The organism is Streptomyces caatingaensis (genome assembly GCF_001187435.1).
Lineage (GTDB): Bacteria > Actinomycetota > Actinomycetes > Streptomycetales > Streptomycetaceae > Streptomyces > Streptomyces caatingaensis.
In genome coordinates, this window is sequence record NZ_LFXA01000005.1 from 74,132 (window position 1) to 93,358 (window position 19,227).

The 19,227-nt window shown below is 70.4% G+C and carries 15 protein-coding genes and 1 pseudogene; 12 read left to right on the forward strand and 4 right to left on the reverse strand.

The window, feature by feature from the left end; translation table 11 throughout:
- Positions 1-30 precede the first annotated feature (30 nt).
- The 7 genes from AC230_RS10975 (at position 31) to AC230_RS11005 (ending at position 6,884) form a co-directional block, all read left to right on the forward strand.
- A complete protein-coding gene (locus AC230_RS10975) occupies positions 31-387 on the forward strand; it encodes a YbaB/EbfC family nucleoid-associated protein (RefSeq protein ID WP_078871145.1) in 357 nt (118 codons plus the stop codon).
- Between the two features lie 51 nt (positions 388-438).
- Positions 439-1,038 (forward strand): recombination mediator RecR, encoded by a 600-nt coding sequence (recR, locus tag AC230_RS10980; RefSeq protein WP_049715946.1) that lies wholly within the window; start codon positions 439-441, stop codon positions 1,036-1,038.
- Positions 1,031-1,687, forward strand: coding sequence for a DUF5063 domain-containing protein (locus AC230_RS10985; protein WP_049715947.1), 657 nt, complete (start codon positions 1,031-1,033; stop codon positions 1,685-1,687). Before recR ends, AC230_RS10985 begins: the two co-directional genes overlap by 8 nt.
- Positions 1,688-1,963: 276 nt before the next feature.
- On the forward strand, positions 1,964-3,235 hold the full coding sequence (locus AC230_RS10990; RefSeq protein ID WP_049715948.1) for an aspartate kinase: 1,272 nt from the start codon (positions 1,964-1,966) through the stop codon (positions 3,233-3,235).
- A gap of 366 nt (positions 3,236-3,601) precedes the next feature.
- On the forward strand, positions 3,602-4,297 hold the full coding sequence (locus tag AC230_RS10995) for a SigE family RNA polymerase sigma factor (RefSeq protein ID WP_078871146.1): 696 nt from the start codon (positions 3,602-3,604) through the stop codon (positions 4,295-4,297).
- Positions 4,298-4,575: 278 nt separating this feature from the next.
- Positions 4,576-5,703 (forward strand): hypothetical protein, encoded by a 1,128-nt coding sequence (locus tag AC230_RS11000; protein WP_157868551.1) that lies wholly within the window; start codon positions 4,576-4,578, stop codon positions 5,701-5,703.
- Between the two features lie 338 nt (positions 5,704-6,041).
- Complete coding sequence (locus AC230_RS11005; protein ID WP_049715951.1) at positions 6,042-6,884, forward strand: SURF1 family protein; 843 nt, start codon at positions 6,042-6,044, stop codon at positions 6,882-6,884.
- Here the strand turns inward: AC230_RS11005 and AC230_RS11010 are convergent.
- The gene (locus AC230_RS11010; protein ID WP_078871153.1) at positions 6,808-8,613 is read right to left on the reverse strand and encodes a S9 family peptidase; all 1,806 of its coding nucleotides are present in this window, start codon (positions 8,611-8,613) and stop codon (positions 6,808-6,810) included. The two genes, AC230_RS11005 and AC230_RS11010, sit on opposite strands and share 77 nt — an antisense overlap.
- A 211-nt stretch (positions 8,614-8,824) precedes the next feature.
- Here AC230_RS11010 and AC230_RS11015 point away from each other — a divergent pair, with 211 nt between their 5' ends.
- Positions 8,825-9,328 (forward strand): pyridoxamine 5'-phosphate oxidase family protein, encoded by a 504-nt coding sequence (locus AC230_RS11015; RefSeq protein ID WP_049715953.1) that lies wholly within the window; start codon positions 8,825-8,827, stop codon positions 9,326-9,328.
- Positions 9,329-9,352: 24 nt separating this feature from the next.
- Here AC230_RS11015 and AC230_RS11020 read toward each other — a convergent pair whose 3' ends face one another.
- Positions 9,353-9,844: a MarR family winged helix-turn-helix transcriptional regulator gene (locus AC230_RS11020; protein ID WP_049715954.1), complete on the reverse strand. Its 492-nt coding sequence runs from the start codon at positions 9,842-9,844 to the stop codon at positions 9,353-9,355.
- A gap of 212 nt (positions 9,845-10,056) precedes the next feature.
- On the opposite strand from AC230_RS11020, the gene AC230_RS11025 reads away from it, so the two are divergent.
- From AC230_RS11025 to AC230_RS33615, 4 genes and pseudogenes are all read left to right on the forward strand, one after another.
- Positions 10,057-11,124 carry an alkene reductase gene (locus AC230_RS11025; protein ID WP_049715955.1) on the forward strand — a complete coding sequence of 356 codons (1,068 nt, stop codon included), beginning with the start codon at positions 10,057-10,059 and terminating at the stop codon, positions 11,122-11,124.
- A 1,188-nt stretch (positions 11,125-12,312) separates the two neighbouring features.
- On the forward strand, positions 12,313-12,777 hold the full coding sequence (locus tag AC230_RS11030; protein WP_049715956.1) for a hypothetical protein: 465 nt from the start codon (positions 12,313-12,315) through the stop codon (positions 12,775-12,777).
- Positions 12,758-14,560, forward strand: a complete 1,803-nt coding sequence (gene drmB, locus AC230_RS11035; protein WP_049715957.1) for a DUF1998 domain-containing protein — start codon at positions 12,758-12,760, stop codon at positions 14,558-14,560. The genes AC230_RS11030 and drmB overlap by 20 nt, the downstream gene beginning before the upstream one ends.
- Positions 14,561-14,614: 54 nt before the next feature.
- Positions 14,615-15,091 (forward strand): annotated as a pseudogene (locus AC230_RS33615) (NF041680 family putative transposase); the annotation flags it as partial.
- Positions 15,092-15,286: 195 nt separating this feature from the next.
- Here the strand turns inward: AC230_RS33615 and AC230_RS11040 are convergent.
- Positions 15,287-17,467: a TIR domain-containing protein gene (locus tag AC230_RS11040; protein ID WP_049715978.1), complete on the reverse strand. Its 2,181-nt coding sequence runs from the start codon at positions 17,465-17,467 to the stop codon at positions 15,287-15,289.
- 185 nt (positions 17,468-17,652) lie between these two features.
- Positions 17,653-18,324, reverse strand: a complete 672-nt coding sequence (locus AC230_RS11045; protein ID WP_049715958.1) for a hypothetical protein — start codon at positions 18,322-18,324, stop codon at positions 17,653-17,655.
- Positions 18,325-19,227: the final 903 nt, after the last annotated feature.

A 19,227-nucleotide genomic window follows, 5' to 3' on the forward strand; every position in this document is an offset into this window, starting at 1 on the left:
CCGTAGTCGCGAGAGCACAGGAGCGAAGCCGTGATCCCCGGTGGTGGCCAGCCCAACATGCAGCAGCTGCTTCAGCAGGCCCAGAAGATGCAGCAGGACCTCGCCGCGGCTCAGCAGGAGCTCGCGGAGACCCCGGTCGAGGGCTCGGCCGGCGGCGGCCTGGTCAAGGCCACCGTCACCGGCGCCGGGGAGCTCCAGGCCCTGGCGATCGACCCCAAGGCCGTCGACCCGGAGGGCACGACCCCCGAGGAGATCGCCGAGACCCTCGCCGACCTGGTCCTCGCCGCCGTCCGTGACGCCAACACGGCCGCCGCGCAGCTCCAGCAGCAGAAGCTGGGCCCGCTCGCCCAGGGCCTCGGCGGCGGTCTGCCCGGCCTCGGCTTCTGATCCCGCCGGGCCGGAGCCGGCCCGTCCGCATCCCGAAGGAGAACCCGATCCGTGTATGAAGGCGTGGTCCAGGACCTGATCGACGAGCTGGGCAGGCTGCCCGGCATCGGTCCCAAGAGCGCCCAGCGGATCGCCTTCCACATCCTCCAGGCCGAGCCGGCCGACGTCCGCCGGCTCGCCCACGCGCTGACCGAGGTGAAGGCCAAGGTCCGGTTCTGCGTGGTCTGCGGCAACGTGGCGCAGGAGGAGCGCTGCCGCGTCTGCCAGGACCCGCGCCGCGACCCGGCCGTCATCTGCGTCGTCGAGGAGCCGAAGGACGTCGTCGCCATCGAGCGGACGCGGGAGTTCCGCGGCCGCTACCACGTGCTCGGCGGGGCCATCAGCCCCATCGAGGGCGTCGGCCCCGACGATCTGCGCATCCGTGAGCTGCTGGCCCGGCTCGCGGACGGATCGGTCACCGAGCTGATCCTCGCCACGGATCCCAACCTCGAGGGCGAGGCCACGGCCACGTATCTGGCGCGCATGGTGAAGCCGATGGGACTGAAAGTCACCCGGCTCGCCAGCGGGCTCCCTGTGGGCGGAGACTTGGAATATGCCGACGAGGTCACGCTCGGGCGTGCCTTCGAAGGGAGACGACTTCTCGATGTCTGACGCAACGCTCCACGACGCCAAGCGCGATCCCGACGACTTCGCGGTCTCGATCGCGGACTCGATCGAGAGCTTCCTCGTGGCCGTCGCCGAGGTGTCCCGCGGCGACGAGCCCGACAGCGCCGTTCCCTTCCTGCTGCTGGAGGTCTCGCAGCTGCTCCTCACCGGCGGCCGCCTCGGTGCCCACGAGGACTTCCTGCCCGACGAGCGCTACGAGCCCGACGTCGGTCCGGAACCGGACGTGGACGAGCTCCGCGAGCGTTTCGCCGCGCTCCTCGACCCGGTGGACGTCTACTCCGAGGTCTTCGACCCGTACGTGCCGCGCAGCGTCCCGGTCGCCTGCCGGATCTCCGACGACCTCGCCGACATCGTCACCGACCTGCGGCACGGCATGGCCCACTACCGCGACGGCCGGGTCAGCGAGGCCCTGTGGTGGTGGCAGTTCTCCTACCTCTCCAACTGGGGCCCCACCGCGTCCGCGACGCTGCGTGCCCTCCAGTCCCTCGTCGCGCACGTCCGGCTCGACCAGCCGCTGGACGAGCTCGACGGCCTCGACACGGACACGGTGGGCACGGAGGAGCAGCTGGAGGAGGAGGCCGGCCGGGTCATGGCCGCCGAGATCGGCGCGGGGCCGGGCCTGCGCTCGGTCTGAACCGCCGTATCCCCGGGGCCTGGTGAGGAGCCCCGGTGCGGGACCTGTGACGGGTTCCGGCGCGTCCGTACGCCCAACTCCCGGGAACCGGGACCTTTTTCGGGCCCCGGTTCAAGAACTCCTTTCGCGGGCGGCCGGCGCCGGAGAATCTCGGTTCACCGCCCGCGGCGGCGGCCGAATGTGCGGCAATGTCTCACGATGCGGCTCTTTCCTGGCCGAATTCCCGCCCTCGTTAGACTGAACCGACCGCAATACACAGAGCTGCGAGGAGCGCACGTGGGCCTTGTCGTGCAGAAGTACGGAGGCTCCTCCGTTGCCGATGCCGAGGGCATCAAGCGGGTCGCCAAGCGAATCGTGGAAGCCAAGAAGAACGGCCACCAGGTCGTCGTCGTGGTTTCCGCGATGGGCGACACGACGGATGAGCTGATCGACCTCGCCGAGCAGGTATCGCCGATTCCTGCCGGGCGCGAGTTCGACATGCTGCTGACCGCCGGAGAGCGGATCTCCATGGCGCTGCTGGCGATGGCGATCAAAAACCTCGGCCACGAGGCGCAGTCGTTCACCGGCAGCCAGGCCGGTGTCATCACGGACTCGGTCCACAACAAGGCGCGCATCATCGATGTCACGCCGGGCCGCATCCAGCAGTCGGTGGACGCGGGGAACATCGCGATCGTCGCCGGCTTCCAGGGCGTGTCCCAGGACAAGAAGGACATCACGACGCTGGGCCGGGGCGGCTCGGACACCACGGCCGTGGCGCTCGCCGCGGCGCTGGACGCCGAGGTCTGCGAGATCTACACGGACGTGGACGGCGTCTTCACCGCCGACCCCCGTGTGGTGAAGAAGGCCCGCAAGATCGAGTGGATCTCGTTCGAGGACATGCTGGAGCTGGCGAGCTCCGGCTCCAAGGTGCTCCTGCACCGCTGTGTCGAGTACGCGCGCCGTTACAACATCCCGATCCATGTGCGGTCGTCCTTCTCGGGGCTCAAGGGCACATGGGTGAGCAACGAGCCTCCAGGAGGTCAGCCGGTGGAGCAGGCGATCATCTCGGGTGTCGCGCACGACACGTCCGAGGCCAAGGTCACGGTCGTGGGCGTGCCCGACAAGCCGGGCGAGGCGGCCACGATCTTCCGCGCCATCGCGGATGCCGAGATCAACATCGACATGGTGGTGCAGAACGTCTCCGCGGCGTCCACCGGTCTGACGGACATCTCCTTCACCCTGCCGAAGACCGAGGGCCGCAAGGCGATCGAGGCGCTGGAGAAGACCAAGGGCGGCGTCGGCTTCGAGTCGCTGCGCTACGACGACCAGATCGCCAAGATCTCGCTGGTCGGCGCGGGCATGAAGACCAACCCGGGCGTCACGGCGACCTTCTTCGAGGCGCTGTCAAACGCGGGCGTGAACATCGAGCTCATCTCGACCTCCGAGATCCGCATCTCGGTCGTCACGCGCGCCGACGACGTGAACGAGGCCGTCCGCGCGGTGCACACCGCCTTCGGCCTGGACAGCGAGAACGACGAGGCCGTCGTCTACGGGGGCACGGGGCGCTGAGCCACCGGCCTCCCCGACCGATGCGCGGGCGGGTGCCCGGGGCGGGACGCGGCGTTCCGCATCCGCTCCGGGCCCGTTCGTACCGCCGAACTCATGGCGGCCGGGTCCGCGGCTCCGCAATACTGGTGGGCGTGTGAAGGTTCTGTGATCAAGCCGTTGATCCAGACCCCTTGAACCGCGCGTGGACGCCCTGGAGTGCGCTCACCGGGTCGGGGCGGTGCGGGGCGTCAGGGGAGGGCTGGTACGCATGAGGGCGTGTGGTGCGCTGTCCGGCGCCGGATCGGTGCCGGGATCCCCCAGGGTGCCCGGGGCGTACAACCCTGACGGGGGCAGGCGTGTCCAACAGGCGTGGCAGAGGTCATCAGCATGGCGACGGTCCCGAGACGTGGCGGCGCCACGACGCGCACGCGTGCTCCGGGCGGTATGCCGGTGATCGCGCCCTGGCCCGCCTCGTCCTCTTCGCCGTCGTCGACCCCGTCCGAGCAGCCGGGCGGCTCCGGGCGGATTCCCGCCCAGAAGGGCGGGGAGCAGGCGTCGGTGACGCCGCTGCCGCAGCCGGCGGCGGCAGCGGGGACCACCGTCGACCACCTCACCGAGACGTACCGGGCGCACTACCGGTCGCTGCTCGGCCTCGCCGCACTCCTCCTGGACGACACGGCCTCCTGCGAGGACGTCGTGCAGGAGGCGTTCATCCGGGTGCACTCCGCCCGGAACCGGGTCCGTGACCCGGAGAAGACCCTGGCCTATCTGCGGCAGACCGTCGTCAACCTGTCCCGCTCCGCGCTGCGCCGCCGCATCCTGGGCCTCAAGCTTCTCTCCAAGCCGATGCCGGACATGGCGAGCGCCGAGGAGGGGGCGTACGAACAGCTGGAGCGAGACCAATTGATCAAGGCGATGCGCGGCCTGCAGCGCCGGCAGCGCGAGGTGCTCGTCCTGCGCTACTTCGCCGATATGACCGAGGCGCAGGTGGCCGAGGTGCTGGGCCTGTCCATCGGCTCGGTGAAGGCGTACGGCTCGCGGGGGATAGCCGCCCTCCGCGTCGCCATGGAGGCTCCGGCATGAACTCCCCACAGAACTACCCCAGTCCGGACAATTCCGACCGCACCGAGCCGTCGGCTCACACCGAGCCATCGGCCCGCACTGAGCCGTCGGCCCGCACTGAGCGGTCGGACTACACGGACCGGTCGGGCCACACGGGCCGGTTGGGCCACGCGGACCGCTTGGGCCACACGGACAGGTCGGACCACGCCGAGCGTTCGGACCACGCAGAGCACCCCGGGCGCCGTCGCCTCGCCGAGCCCTTCGGCGACGCCGGCACGCCCGGTACCACTCCCGGCGGTTTGCCGGAGCTCGACGAGCAGGCGCTGCGACGGCTGATGCACGGCGCCGTCGGGGGACTCCGGCCTTCCGACGGAGCGCTGGACCACCTGCGGCGGGCCGTGCCCGCCCGGCGGGCCCGCCGGCGCCAGGCGCTGGGCGGGGCCGTCGCGGCCGTGGTGCTGCTCGGCGTGGCGCTGCCCACCGTGCTGCACGTCGCCGACGAGATCGACTCCCCCGGCCCCGGCGACCGGCCGGCCAACGCGGCGAGCAGCCGCCACCACTCCGAGGGACCGGCCGACGGCCGGCAGCCCGGAGAATCCGACGACCCCCCGGGCGAGCGTTCCCGCGACGGGTCGGTGGCCCGCGGCGACCACCGCGCCGAGCCGTCGGGCGATGGTGCACGAACGCGCGAGACCGGGGCCCCGCAGGGCACCGACCGGTCGGGCGGCGCCACGGTGCCGCCCCCGCCGGGCGCCACCCTGGGCGCCGCCGCGCCGGTCTGCTCGCGGTCCCAGCTCGGCGGGGGCTCCGGCGTCGTGGGCTCCGCCGACGCGGCCGGCCGGATCTACGGTGCCTTCCGCATCGTCAACGTCTCCCACGCGGCCTGTGCCGTGACCGGCCCCGGCTCGCTCGTCGCCAGCGCCCGGACCGGCGCCGCCGGCCACACCAGGGTCGCCGTCGTCGATCACACCTCCGGTGACCCGGCGGCCGGACTGCCCGACCCCCGGCGCGAGCCCCGGGAGGTCGTGCTGCGGCCGGGCCAGGCCTACGAGGTGAAGTTCGCCTGGGTGCCGTCGGCCGACGGCGCACCGGGTGCGTGCACGAAGGACGGCAGCAGCCCCACGCCGAGCTCCTCGCCGGCCACCCCGGCCACGACCGCCTCCCACGCCCCCGTGCTGTCGACGGCCGGGGCCCCGGAGACGCCCGCCGCGGCCGGCTCCGGCGGCTCTGCAGGCTCCGGGAGCTCCACCGGTGCGGGCGGCACGGGCGGTTCCGGAGGTTCGGGCGGGACGACCGGCGGAGGCATCACCCTCACCAACACTCCGATGGCGGGCGAACCAGCCGCCGCCGAGGCCCGCATTCCGGAGGCGTGTGCCGGGACGGTCTACCACACCGGTGCCCTGCCGGCCTCCGCGCCGACACCGTAGAAGCCATCACCGGGCGTAGGAGCCATCACCGGGCGTAGGAGCCGTCTCCGCAGGGGAAGCCGTGGCCGTGGGAGCCCTCGCCGTACGGGCGCCGGCCGCATGAGCCGTCGCGCCTTCTCCTCGTCATCCCCCGCTCACCACCTCCCTCCTTCCTCTGCGGTGTCTCCTTGCTTGGGACGGGGCGCCGTCCCGGCGCCCTCCTCGGGGGTCGGGACCGGGACGGCGACCTGGACGGGCCCCGTTGGCCCCGCCCCGCTCGGGCTCGGCTAGGCTCCCGCCCGGGCCCGTACGGGGAGGCCCGGTGCGGCCCCGCCGCGCGCTCCCCGTACCGTGGGGGTGTGTATCGGTTTCTGCTGACCCCCCGCTGGTGGGTGATCAACGCCTTCGCCGTGCTGGCCATCCCCTTCTGCCTGTTCATGGGGACCTGGCAGCTCGGCCGCTTCGAGACGCGCGTCGACTCGCACCGCGAACAGCAGAACCACGCCGACGAGGCCCGCACCGCCCCCGCGGTGCCGCTGAAGGACCTCCTTCCAGTGACCACCGAGACCTCTGGCCGCAAGGCCCGGGTGACCGGCCACTACGACGCCGGGCGTCAACTGCTCGTCCCCGACCGGGAACTGGACGGCCGCAACGGCTTCTACGTCCTGACCCCGCTGCGGACCGACGACGGCAAGGCCCTTCCGGTGGTGCGGGGCTGGCTCCCCGGCGATGCCGGCGCGAAAGCCGACACCACCGGGATCCCCGCCCCGCCCACCGGCCGGGTCACCGTCGACGGCGCGCTCCAGTCCTCCGAGAGCCCCACGTCCAAGGGCGTCGGCGTATCCGGCGGCCTGCCCGCCGGACAGGTGGGTGTGATCAGCGCGGCCTCACTGGTCAACCTCGTGCCGTACGGGGTGCACGACGCGTGGATCACGGCGACCGACGCGCCGCGTCCGCTGACCGTGGTGCCCCCCGCCGCCCCCCCCAACAGCGGCCTCGACCTCAAGGCGTTCCAGAACCTCGGCTACACCGGTGAGTGGTTCATCTTCGTCGGCTTCGTGCTCTTCATGTGGTTCAGGCTCTTCCGCCGTGAGGTCGAAGCCTTCCGGGACGCGGAGCTGGGCATCACCCCCGATCCCGGGCCGGGGACGGACGGCCCAGATGCCGCTCCGCAAAAGCGATCTCCAGCCGGAGCTGCTTGATCCGCTCCTCCACGACGAGGGAGCCGTGGCCCGCGTCGTAGCGGTAGACCTCGTGCGGATGCCCGCGTTCCTCCAGGCGCCGCACATAGTTCTCGATCTGGCGGATCGGGCAGCGCGGGTCGTTCATCCCGGCGGAGATGTAGACCGGGGCGCGCACGGCGTCCACATAGGTCAGCGGTGAGGACGCGGTGAAGCGCTCCGGGACCTCCTCCGGGGTGCCGCCGAGGAGTGTGCGGTCCAGTGCTTTGAGGGCCTCCATCTCGTCGTGGTAGGCCGTCACATAGTCGGCGACGGGGACCGCGGCCAGCCCCAGCGCCCAGGCGTCGGGCTGGGTGCCCAGGCCCAGGAGCGTCAGATAGCCGCCCCAGGAGCCGCCCGCCAGGACGAGCCGCTCCGGGTCGGCGAGCCCGGAGGCGACGGCCCACTCGCGCACCGCGCCGATGTCCTCCAGCTCGATCAGCCCGACGCGGTGCTTGAGCGCGTCCGTCCAGGCGCGCCCGTAGCCCGTCGAACCGCGATAGTTGACGCGTACGACCGCGAAGCCGTGGTCCACCCAGGCCGCCGGGCCCGCCACGAAGGCGTCGCTGTCGTGCCAGGTGGGTCCGCCGTGGATGTCGAAGACCGTCGGGAAGGGGCCCTCGCCCGCCGGCTTCTGCACCAGGGCGTGGATCCTGCCGCCCGGACCCTCCACCCATATGTCCTCGACCGGGACCGAGTCCGGGGCATGGCTCACGCCGTCCGCGCCCGCCGGCGGCTCCAGCACCACGTGCCCGGCCGTGGACCGGACGACCGGCGGCTTCTCCGCCGAGGACCACAGGAACTCCACCGTCCCGTCGGGCCGCGGCAGGGCGCCGGAGACCGTCCCGGCGGGGGTGTCGAGGCGGGTCAGCGCGCCGTCGGCCAGGTCGTAGCGCCAGAGCTCGCTGCGCGCGTGGTGGCTGTGCTCGACGAGCAGCGCCGAGCCGTCCGGATACCAGTCGGCCTCGAGGTCGCCGGGGAGGTCGATGTCGAGCGCGGTCTCCGTGCCGGTGGCCGCGTCCCACAGCATCGGCTCCCAGCGGCCGCGCCGCTGGTGCCCGACGAGTAGCCGGGTGTCGCCCGCGACCGGCGCGAAGCCCATCGCGGACAGGCCCAGCTCCTCGGTGCCGCCCCGGGTGTCGTCCAGCTCGGCGACGGTCGTGCCGTCCGTGCGGACGACGCGGATCGCCGAGTGCATGGCGTCGCCGTGCTCGGTGTGCTCGATGGCGATCAGAGTGCCGTCGTGGGACAGGCCGGCGACGTCCGCCGACTGCTCGTGCCGGTAGATCTCCACGGGCGCCGCGCCCGGGCGCACCACGTGCACCGAGGAGCCGGCCTTGTCGGTGGAGCGGCCGATCACCGCCGTGCCGTCCCGGCCGAGGGCCAGGCCGCCCGGGTAGGACGGCTCGAGGCCGGGCGCCGCCGGTTCGTCCGGCCCGCCGTGGAAGGGCTGGCGCATCCAGACGCCGAACTCGTCACCGTCCGTGTCCGAGAACCACCAGATCCACTCGCCGTCCGGCGTGAGTATCCCGCCCGTCGTCCCGTTGGGCCGGTCCGTGGCCTGGCGCAGGCCGCCGGTGGCACGGTCCCACGCGTACACCTCGAACGTTCCGGTCGCGTTCGAAGTGAACAGCGAACGGTCCGGCGCGTCCTCCGCCCATCTGGGCAGCCCCACGCGGGGCGCCCGGAAGCGCTTCTCCCAATCGGGCATGTGCCCGTCGCCCCGCAGGGCCCCGTTGCTCTCAGTCATGCCCCCATTCTGCGCCGAACCGCCGACATCCAGACCGGCCGCGGTCGAGTCTGTGGACGACCGACTGCTTGTGGACAACTCCGTGCCCCGGTCGGGTGGTTGTACGGTGTGAAGCTGACGGGATGGTGGCAGATCCCGGTCCATTGTCAGTGGCGTGAGTCATAGTCGGGGCATGTACGAGACGCCGGACGACCTGACCGCTCTCCAACGCCTGCTCGACGACAGCCATGCCGCGGCGGGCCCCCATCTGCGCTCTGTCCTGGACGAGGAGCGCCGACTGGACGCCGCCGGGGTCGTGGCCCGGCTCCCGGGCATATCGATGATGGCCCTGGCGACGGTGACGGCCGTCGGCGAGCCGAGGGTCGGCGTCGTCGACGGGCACTTCTTCCGCGGCCGGTTCTACTTCGGATCGGGGCGGGATTCGGTGCGCTTCCGGCACATCCGTGCCCGCCCCGCGGTCAGTGCCACGGTGTTCGAGGGGCAGAGCCTTCAAATCACGGTGCACGGAAAGGCGGTTGAGGTGTCACCCGCGGACGATCCGGCTCTTGAGTCCTTCCTGATCGAGCTGCACGGCAGGGATCTGTGGGACGGGTGGCTCAAGGGCGTCGCGTGGGCACGGATCGAGCCGGCGAAGATGTTCACATTCCACAACCCGGCCGCGCAGTCGGCGCGTTAGAGCGGCGAGCGGCGGTCCGGGCCGTCAGCAGGGTCGGCACGCGCCGTGGAGGTTGGTCTCCAACAGGCCGAGCAGACGGCTCAGTTCGGCGCGGTCATGGTCGCCGAGTCCGGCGAGCGTGGCGTTTTCGAGTTCCTGCCACACCTCGGCGACCTCGCCCCGCAGCGCCTCCCCCTGTTCCGTGGTCTTCACCATGACCGCGCGACGGTCGGCGGGGTCCGGCTGCCGGCCGACCAGTCCCGCCTGCTCCAGGCGCTGCACCATGCGCGTCACCGTGGACGGGTCCAGGCCGCCCATCAGCTTGATCAACTCGCTCTGGCGCTGCGGACCGTGCTCCCACAGGGCCATCATCAGCAGCTCCTGCCCGGGGTAGAGGCCGAGGCGGCGCAGCAGCTGCCCGGCGGTGATCCGATGGAGTTTGGAGACGCGGGCGATGGCATGACTGATCTCGCCGCACGTGCCGGAGTCCGTGGTGGTGGTCGCCTCGTTCGGGCACTGGTACTCGGCGCCGGTCATGGGATGCCTCCTGGTTCGCCGGCCCAGTCGTGCCGACTCTGTGATGTGCGGGTCTCCGAGGTGCGGATCTCCGATGTGCGGGTCTGTGTCCCGCCGCTTCGACGGGAGCTCCGGAAATCTTCTCCCGTCCCATTATGTTGGCCGACCAAGTAATGCGCTACAGTGGCGCCAGGCCAGCCACTTGGTCGGCCAAGTAAATGGGAGGGTTAGTCATGACCAGCGCTTTCGACCAGATCACCGTCGGCGGCCGGCAGCTCGCCAACCGCATCGTGATGGCTCCGATGACCCGCAGCCGCGCGGCCGCCGGCGGTGTCGTCACTGAACTCACCGCCGAGTACTACGCCCAGCGCGCCTCCGCCGGCCTGATCGTCACCGAGGGCGTCCAGCCCTCCGTCGTGGGCCAGGGCTACCCCTCCACCCCGGGCCTGCACAGCGCCGAACAGGTCGCCGCCTGGCGTAAGGTCACGGACGCCGTGCACGCCGAGGGCGGCCGGATCTTCGCCCAGCTCATGCACACCGGCCGCATCGGGCACCCCGTCCTGCTGCCCGACGGGCTCACCCCCGTCGGCCCCTCGCCTGTCGCCGCGCAGGGCCAGGTCTTCACGGGCCAGGGCCTCGAGGACTTCGTCACCCCGCGCGAGCTCACCGAGGACGAGATCCGGCAGACCGTCGCCGACTTCGTGAGCGCCGCCCGCAACGCCGTCGAGGCAGGCTTCGACGGGGTCGAGCTGCACGGCGCCAACGGCTACCTCATCCAGCAGTTCCTGGCGACCAACTCCAACCTGCGCACCGACGACTGGGGCGGCTCGGTCGAGGGCCGCATCCGCTTCGCCGTGGAGGTCACCGAGGCGGTCGCCGCCGCGATCGGCGCGGAGCGCACCGGCATCCGCCTGTCGCCCGGCGGCACCCTCAACGACATCCACGAAGCCGACCCGCGCCCCACCTACGAGGCCCTGGTCTCCCGCATCGCCCCGCTGGGCCTGGCCTACCTGCACATCATGGAGCCCGGCGACCGCGAGCTGACCGTCGCCCTGCGCAAGCTCTTCGACGGCCCGTTCATCCTCAACCCCTTCACCGCCAGCGAGCCCACCGGCCCCGAACACCTCTCCCTCATCGAGGACGGCACCGCCGACCTCATCTCCTTCGGCGGCCTCTTCCTCGCCAACCCGGACCTCCCCCGCCGCCTCGCCACCGGCGGCCCCTTCAACACCCCCGACCGCTCCACCTTCTACGGCGGCGACGCCAAGGGCTACACCGACTACCCGTCCCTGGAGAGCTGACGCTCGTCGCGGCCCCCGTCCGCCATCCCGCGCAATGACCGAGGCGCGGGACGACGGACGGGGATCGCGCCATGCCGCGGCCCGGGCGGTACCTTCGAGCGCCTTTCGCGCGGAGCGGCGATCGCGCGTGCCACGCCGACAGCTTGTGCCCGGCAGCCTGCCTTCATGCAACGCCTGGCAGGCGTCCTCCTGGCGCTCTGCCGGCCCTGTGCCCGGCATCGTCGATGAGCATGCTTAGGCAACCCCTGCCACAGACGCGCAGTCGCAGTCGCCGGCCTCCTTTGTCCCAGGGGTCCCGAGCGTCTGGATGCGCGGGCGCTCGGGGCGCCTCACCCCCTGCACGGGTGTCGTGGGCCTCCCCACGGAGCTCGCCCCGTGCCGCCGGATGGCATGGCCCGGCGGCACGGGGCGCAGGTGTTCGTTACTTCTGTGGGCAGATGCTTTCCGCCCAGCGGATGAGGGCACTTCCTGCTTCCTCGTGGCCCATCACACAGAGGGACGCGCCGACGGCATCGGCCACGGCGGGCAGCCCGAGTCCGACCCAGGCGAAAGCATTCTGTGTTCTCGGGTGCTCCAAAGACGCTTGGTCCGGTGTGCGCTGTTCGCTCGGCGCGGTCCTGTGGTCCTGCGGTCCACCCGGTGTTTGTGCAGTGAGCATGACAGTCCCTCGCTTATACATGCTGCCGCATGCGGTGAATGGATGAACTGACCCTGGAGTGCCAGGTAGTTAGCCGCGCAAGTCCCTTAGCGGTACCCGTCGGCGCTCTCGGTGCCAAGGGAACGGAGGTGCCCGGCGAGGCGATTCGAGTTCTCGCCTGTGGGCGTACTGGTCGCGCGAGCCCACCGTTGAACCGGGACTCCGCGACTGCTTGAAGCAGGTTCGGCATTCCGCCGCAGCCGCAGTCGGTCATCCCCACTCCCTCGCCACGCAAGCCCTCTTCGCCGGCGCATGCGGTCCGGAAGTGAGTCCTGCGAGTAGCCGACCCGATCCCCAAAGCGGCCATATCGGCCAGCTGTTCGGCTTCAGTGCGCCACGAGCGCGTGCCCTGCCCAGTACGCCCATGTCACCCCGGCATGCGGAAGCGCCTCTGAGGCGGACGGGCGAGAGTGTGGCATGTGTCACTCGATGCTCGTCCGGCGATAAGCCCGGGGTGGGTCGCCGGGGCTATGGACAGGTGAAATCGGAGCGTGGAGCCGACGAGCGTCACGCCGTGGTCGTTGGCCTCACGCGACCGGTCGCTCGCCGGCGCACTCGTGGCACTGCTGAGGCAGTCGTTCACGGTACTCGCCCCCAAGGACGCGGCGGGTCGGCTCGACCTGAAGGACGACAGGACCCGCGAAGCGGTTGATCGGCTCGTCGACAGGTTCCTGGGCTACGTGAGGCGTGCCGACGGTCTCGAAGCGACGGAGACGCGCTCTGCGGTGTGGAGCCTTCTGAGGGATTGGGACCGGCGGGCCGCACAGGCACGCGAGGCGGACGAACCCCTTTACTACCAGCGTACGAATAAAGATCAAGCAGCTCTGTTGAAGAGGTCCGGTCAGCCGGGCGAAGGGTGGCTCGTCGCAGACTCGATGAGGTCCGTGGAGCCCAACGTGGCGGTCGAGGTCCAGGAGCCGCAGGAGGAGGTGCACCGTGGAGAAGATCAGACATGACCTGCGCCTCTCCGAGACGATCTCGCCGTTCGGTGTGGGAGCGATCGTCGATGTCCGGGGCGAGTCGCTCATGGCGCCGGATACGTCCTGGTGGGACAAGAGATTCGCCCAGGAGATCAGCTGCGAGCGTCTGATGGCACGCCTTGGTGCCGGCGTCCTGAGGCAACCGCCGGAGCACGCGGGCCGCGCAGGCAAGGACACGCCCGCACTGCCGTACTGGCGCTTCCCGGCTTGGCGGTTCTGCGAGCGCTGCGGCAAGCTCTCGAAGCTGACGGGGAAGAAAAAGGGGAAGTGGAGCAACGCCTGCGAGTGCGGCGGCGCGCTCGTGCCGATGCGCTACATCGCCGTCTGCGAGAAGGGCAGCCACGCCCAGGACGTCAACTGGTTCAAATGGGCACATCGTGGTCGCGCGGCGAGTCTGAACGAAGGGGTGCGCTTCTGCCGTGACTACAAGTCGCTCAGGTTCCACAAGCTGGCCACCCGTGGCGAAGGTCTCGCGGCGCTGGTCGTGAAGTGCCACGGATGCGGTAACGAGCGCCGGCTCGCGGAACTCGTGACGAAGGGGGCTCTGCACCGGGACGGGATCCGTTGTGCGGGGCGGCAACCCTGGGAGCCGGAGGACTCCGTCAAGAAGCCCTGCCCGTACGAGTTGGTCGCCGTGCAGCGCGGCGCCACGGGCAACTACATCGCCGAGAGGATATCGGCGCTCGACATACCGGAAGAACGTCCGCAGTCCGCGGAAGCGGCCGACAAGATTCGGGGGCACGTTTTCTTCGAGAAAGTGGTGACGGACAACGGCGGCCCCCTGTCGGAGCAGGTGGCGGAGTGGATCGCCGACGATCTCGGAGTGACGCCGGAAACCGTCCTCGCCGTGGCGGCGGGGGAGGAGACCGCCCCGGACGAGATGCTGCTCGATCTCAAGGACGGTGAGTGGGCGGCGTTCCTGACGAAGCTGGGTGGTGGGCGCGACGGCTCGGGAAGCGACTTCGTCGTCGACGGACGAAGCCTCGAGAACGTCGCAGGACCGCAGAGCCTGCTCGACAAGATGAGCGGTATAGGGCAGGTGCGCAGGTTCCGGGAGGTCCGTGCTCTGCGAGGATTCCGGCGCCATGACGCGGAAGCGGCGATGATCAGTGCCGATTTGGGTCCGGACCAGCGACGTTGGCCCACCTACCCGGCGATCGAGTTGTTCGGAGAGGGGATCTTCCTGCGGTTCGAGGAGCGGAAGCTCGCCGAATGGGAGGCGCAACCGCAAGTGCAGGCGCGCGCCGCCATCCTCAAGGAGCGCAGGGCCGACTCCCCCTGGGCCAACCGGCTGGACTTTCCGGAACCCAGGTACATCGCCCTGCATACGTTGGCGCACCTGCTCATCCGGCGGCTGGCGTTCGCGAGCGGCTATGCGTCCGCCTCGCTGCAGGAGCGGATCTACGCGAACTCCGACCGTACGGACAAGACCGCCGGAATCCTGATCTACACCGTGGCGGGGGACGCCCAGGGGGCCCTCGGCGGCCTCGTCAGGCTCGGGGAGCCCGAGAAGCTGATTCCGCTCCTGGTAGCGGCCTTGGACGACGCGGACTTCTGTTCCAACGACCCGGTCTGCATCGAGAGCGACCGGCAGGGAGCCTCGCAGTTGAACCTCTCGGCCTGCCACGGGTGTTCCCTGGTGAGCGAGACCTCCTGCGAGACCGGAAACCGACTGCTCGATCGACAACTGGTGCTGGGAGGAAGCGATGTGAGGGGACTCCTGGACGAGGTTCTGGCGGAGGTCCGACAGCACGGTTGAAGTGAGGTTCAAGGACGCCGACCATGTGGACGCGGGCACGGTTGCGAGACCGAGCCAAGCGACGCGCGGCCCCTTCCGCTCGGTGGGTTCCCGAAGGCCGGCGCCGACGACGCGGACGTCAACCGGTCCTGGCAGGCGTTCCTGCGACGCTTCGACCTGGAGCACACCTTCCGGTTGTTCAAGCAGACGCTGGGCTGGACCCGGCCCCGGTTACGGGATCCCGAGGCGGCCGTCCGATGGACTTGGCCGGTCATCGCCGCCTACACGCAGCTCCAGCTTGCCCGCCCGCCGGTCCGTGACCTGCGACACCCATGGGAGAAGCCGACCGCACCACACCGACTCGCACCCGCCCGGGCCCGGCGGGCGTTTCGGAACCTCCGTCGTCACATGCCCTGCCCCGCCCGAGCACCGAAACCCCACCGACCCGGCCCCGGACGACCACCAGGCACCCCGAACGGACACCGGGCACCCCGCTACGACGTGGGCGACACCGTCCGCCGCGAGAAGACCCTTATCGCCTACAACGGTTGAAAGGCCAGAGAACAAGCCGAGTCGGCGGTTGGGTACACGAACGCACGGCGTGCGCCGCTGCGTGCGGGGTATGTGCTACCTGCCCGGCGATCACTTGCTGGCAGAAGCCAGTCCGAGATCTCCCCAGTTTTGCAGGTGACCTTCGAGAACACGTCTGGAGCCTGATCCGCACGGAGCAGATGGAGCGGTACGCCGTCAAGGCATCTCATGCCTGGGCGGGTGCAGAAGGTCGATGCCGCAGAGAGCGGCCAGATCCTCGGCCGTCGAGGTCAACGGTTCTCTCAAGGCGGCGAGGTGCGTACGCATGTCGGCGGCCCTGGACCAGAGCCGCTCGTGCTCGATGGCGCTGCGGTCAGGGGGACAGGTGTCCTCGTGCTGCCGGAGTGCCGCGTGCCACAGCGCCAGGAACGGGCGGAGGTGCTGGTTGGTCAAGTCGAGGGCGATACGGGGGAGGACGAGCGGGGGCGGGGATTCCCCCGCGACCCGGTGCAGTACCTCGCGTGTCGTGGCGAACAGGGAGTGCAGCGAGGTGAGCGCTTCGCGCAGTGAGCCGGCCTCGGGGTCGAGGGGCTGGACGCCGACCCGCGTGACCAGTTCCACTTGCAGATCGAACGCTGCGGATCGTTCGACAGGGCTCGGCCCTGAGTGGGGCAGGCCGAGGGGAGGGAAGGGCGCGGGCTCTGCCCGGTGTGGGGCGCCGTCGCGGGGCTCCTGGGCGATCGGGGCCGCAAGGGTGTGCAGCAGCACGCGGCGCAGGTCTTCCTGGCGGGCGGTGTCCACGTCGTGCCTCCGCACGGCTCGTGCCAGGAGGGCGTGCACGGTCCACGAACGTGGGGTCGTGGGATCGGGAAGGAGGGCACCGGAGCCCAGCAGTGTGGTGACGGCCTCCGAGACCGCGGAGCCGGCCTCCCACGGGTCGTATGGATCCACTGAGGCGATGGCGTTCTCCAGGACCGTCTGGGTCAGGGGCGCCGGCGCGGCGAGGGCAAGGAGACGCAGCACGTCGTCGACCGGCCGGTTCCCGGACAGAGGGCGGGTGAGCAATGCGGAGGCCAGAGGCGTCCCGTGGCGGGGCTTCACGGATCGGTGCTCACTGTGGGGAGACCCGGGGGAAGCCAGAATGTCGGTGCCGGTGGCGTGCAGTCGATTCCTGAGTTCCACGAATCCAGTCGTTTCGGCCAGGTCGGAGAGGATGTCCAGCGCCTGGGGGTGCCCGCCCGTGTCGTGGACGAGGGCGAGGGCGCTCGCCTTCTCGACGTCGCCGGCGGGAGTCCGGTGCGAGGTGACGAGCCGGAAGCCGTCCGCATCGGAGAGCGGGGGGAGGTCGATGGCTTCGGCGAACGATCCGTAGCGGAACGAGCGGGTGGTCAGCAGGGTGGATGCGAGCAGATGGGGACCGCGCAGCAGCTGCAGCTCTTCCCACTGCAGACCGTCAGGCAGCCCGTCCACGACCCACAGGCACGGCGTTCCGCGTTCACCCAGGTGGACTGCGAGGCGGCTGAGGAGCCGCGAGAGCGGGGCGTCTGTTGTGTCATCGACGTCAAGGGCATGACAGACCACGGCCACCTGCTGCGCGTAGGCGTCCATCGCGGTCGTGGGAGAGCCCTGCGCCGTGTGAAGATCGAACCAGAACACGCCGCCGGGGTAGGCGGAGCCGAACCGGACGGCGTACTCCTGGGCCAGGACGGATTTGCCGATGCCCGGCATGCCGCGGAGCTGGGCGGTACGACCGGAGCCGGAACCCGGCTCGGCGACGAGCGGGGCACGATGCCGGACCAGCGCCGTGTGGATGCGCCACTGTTCCGCGAGCCGGTTCGTGAAGCGCGCCGATCCCGTTCTGGCTGGGGCCGGCAGCCAGGGGATGGGCCGCGGCTCCTGTGTGCCTGTCAGCTGCCCCGCGGCGCCAAGTGGCGAGTCGATGGCCGCCACATGTGCCGCGACCTGTGCTGCCAGACGCTGAAGGGCGTCCGGGACGGCGGGCCAGATCCAGTGCTTCGCGTCGCGCAGCTCGACCGGATGGACATGATGTGCGGCGCGCTCAGGATTGATCACCAGAACACGGCGCCGAGGATCGCCTTCCCGCTGGCCGGCGAGGTACGCGTAGGTAAGTTCCCACTGGCAGGCGCGACGGCGCGGGTACTCGGCCGAGTAGAGGGCGAGAAGCGTCTTGGAGCGTGCGAGAGCCTCGGAGATCGATGCGGTGATCGACGCGAAGTCGTCGACCGCCATGTCGTCCAGGAATACCCGGAGCCCTTGCTCGCGCAGTATGCGAGCGAGGACACGTGCCTTGTCGGCGTCGGTGCGGCTGTAGCTCAGGAACACGTCCCACTCGGCGGCGAGTGCGGAAACACCGCCGGGGGCTGCCGGGGGGACCACGATCAATCCCTCCCGGAAGGGCTCATGCCTGAATGCCCGCATACCCGCTTGGCCCAAAAGCAGCGGGGGGGGGCGCATATTTTGCCTTGTTCCGCGCGGTGGCCGCCGCAGCGGCGCGTGAAGGGGTGATCGTCACGCTCTCATCATGCGTCATCCCCTGAAGGACTCCGCTGCCACCGGGTTCCTCAGCGGATGTCGCGCCCGGGCTCCGGCTGACGGGGGGCCGGCGGGCTCACGGACCCGGGGTGCCAGTCAGACCTGCGCAGATGCCGCTCCGGGTCGCGGATGCCCGCGACCTTCCCCAGACCGATGACGTACGGCCGCAGGCGCCGCTGCAGATCCTTGAGGTCGTCCCGGAAAGCGGCGTTCTCGGGCCATGCGGCCTCGTCCGCCTGTGCCCCCTGGGCGGCTTCCCAGGCGCGGAGCCGCGGGTGCCACTTCGCAAGGAAGGGAGCGAGCTCGAAGTTGAGGATGTCCAGGACGAGGTCGTAGACCGAGTCGCCCTTGGCGGGCGGCGGCGGTGCGGCACCGGACTCCAAAGGTTCCCGGTACAGGTCGAACAGGGTCTTGAGGGAGGTCAATGCTTCACGCAGGTTCCCGCTGCCCTCCTCAAGGGGACGCGTGGCCACACGAGTGGACGCCTGGAAGAACATGCGCTGTGCCGCTTGCCGCATGTCCGTGGTGGCGGCGAAGACCATGACACTGCCGGGCAGGGTGAGCTGAACCTCCGTCAGCTGAGCCGATCGACGGTAGAAATCGGCTCCGAGCGCGAGTGCAATGCCGATCAGGCCACCCACCACGATCGAGAGCATCCGGCCGCCAGTCTGGCTGATGGAGTACGCCGCGATGCCGACCACTGCGCCGGCCAATCCTGCGAGCACGGCTCGTGCCACAGCCCGGGCACCAGGCCCCCACGTACGTGTCCGGCCCGACATCGCAAGGTCCCCCCATCGGCCATACGTTGGACACGACAGTACTGATCACCGCCTGTGCCTTCAACGCTTCCGTCGCCACGCCGGCACCAAGGACATGGATTCAGCCGCACAGCAAACTTCGTCTGTCGAGCCCCAGGGGACTGGGCGACCTCGGCGGGCGCGACCTGGAGTGAGCCGCCCGCGAAGGCGGTCGTGGTGCCGGGAACAGGACGACCAACTCGATCGGGTGCATGTGATCGGCCCGGGCGGCCTCCTGCGCGATCCCGGAGGTCCGCCGGGTGATCTCCTCGGTGCGCTGCTGCACCATTCCCCGAGTGCGCACCCCGCTCCTGGTGCCGGGCCTCTTGCCCAGGCGATGGGGGCCGACAGCGCCGGGTTCGCGAAGGCACACCGTCCTCGGATCGTGCCTCACCCGCCTGACGCGGCGTCGTGCGCTCTCCGCCGGGAGACCGCGGCCAAGATCTTCTCCCGGACTTCTCGGCAAGTGATCTACGGAAACGAATCAAGGGCCTGACCCACTCAGTAGATCAGGCCCTTGACCTGGTGTTTCACCTGTCGGGGTGGCGGGATTTGAACCCACGACCTCTTCGTCCCGAATGAGGTTCGATCACGCCTGCCACCTGGTGCGGAAGGTATCTGTGCAGGTCAGGGTGTTGGTGGCGGTTGGTCTGGGTTGGTGTCGCGGTGGGTTTGGGAGAAGATCTTCTCCCAGATTTCTCCCAAGCGGCGGTGCGGTAGCAAGGCAGGCGCACTTCCGCACCGCGTTGCGCAGGCGAATTTGCACGACGTGGCGTTGGCCCAGTCGCCGAGTGCCCGGTGTCGCGC

Excerpts from the sequence above, each read along its gene's own strand:
- AC230_RS10985 (WP_049715947.1), top strand. The coding sequence starts at position 1,031 with ATGTCTGACGCAACGCTCCACGACGCCAAGCGCGATCCCGACGACTTC.
- AC230_RS10995 (WP_078871146.1), top strand. The coding sequence starts at position 3,602 with ATGGCGACGGTCCCGAGACGTGGCGGCGCCACGACGCGCACGCGTGCT.
- AC230_RS11010 (WP_078871153.1), bottom strand. The coding sequence starts at position 8,613 with ATGCCCGATTGGGAGAAGCGCTTCCGGGCGCCCCGCGTGGGGCTGCCC.
- AC230_RS11015 (WP_049715953.1), top strand. The coding sequence starts at position 8,825 with ATGTACGAGACGCCGGACGACCTGACCGCTCTCCAACGCCTGCTCGAC.
- AC230_RS11020 (WP_049715954.1), bottom strand. The coding sequence starts at position 9,844 with ATGACCGGCGCCGAGTACCAGTGCCCGAACGAGGCGACCACCACCACG.
- AC230_RS11025 (WP_049715955.1), top strand. The coding sequence starts at position 10,057 with ATGACCAGCGCTTTCGACCAGATCACCGTCGGCGGCCGGCAGCTCGCC.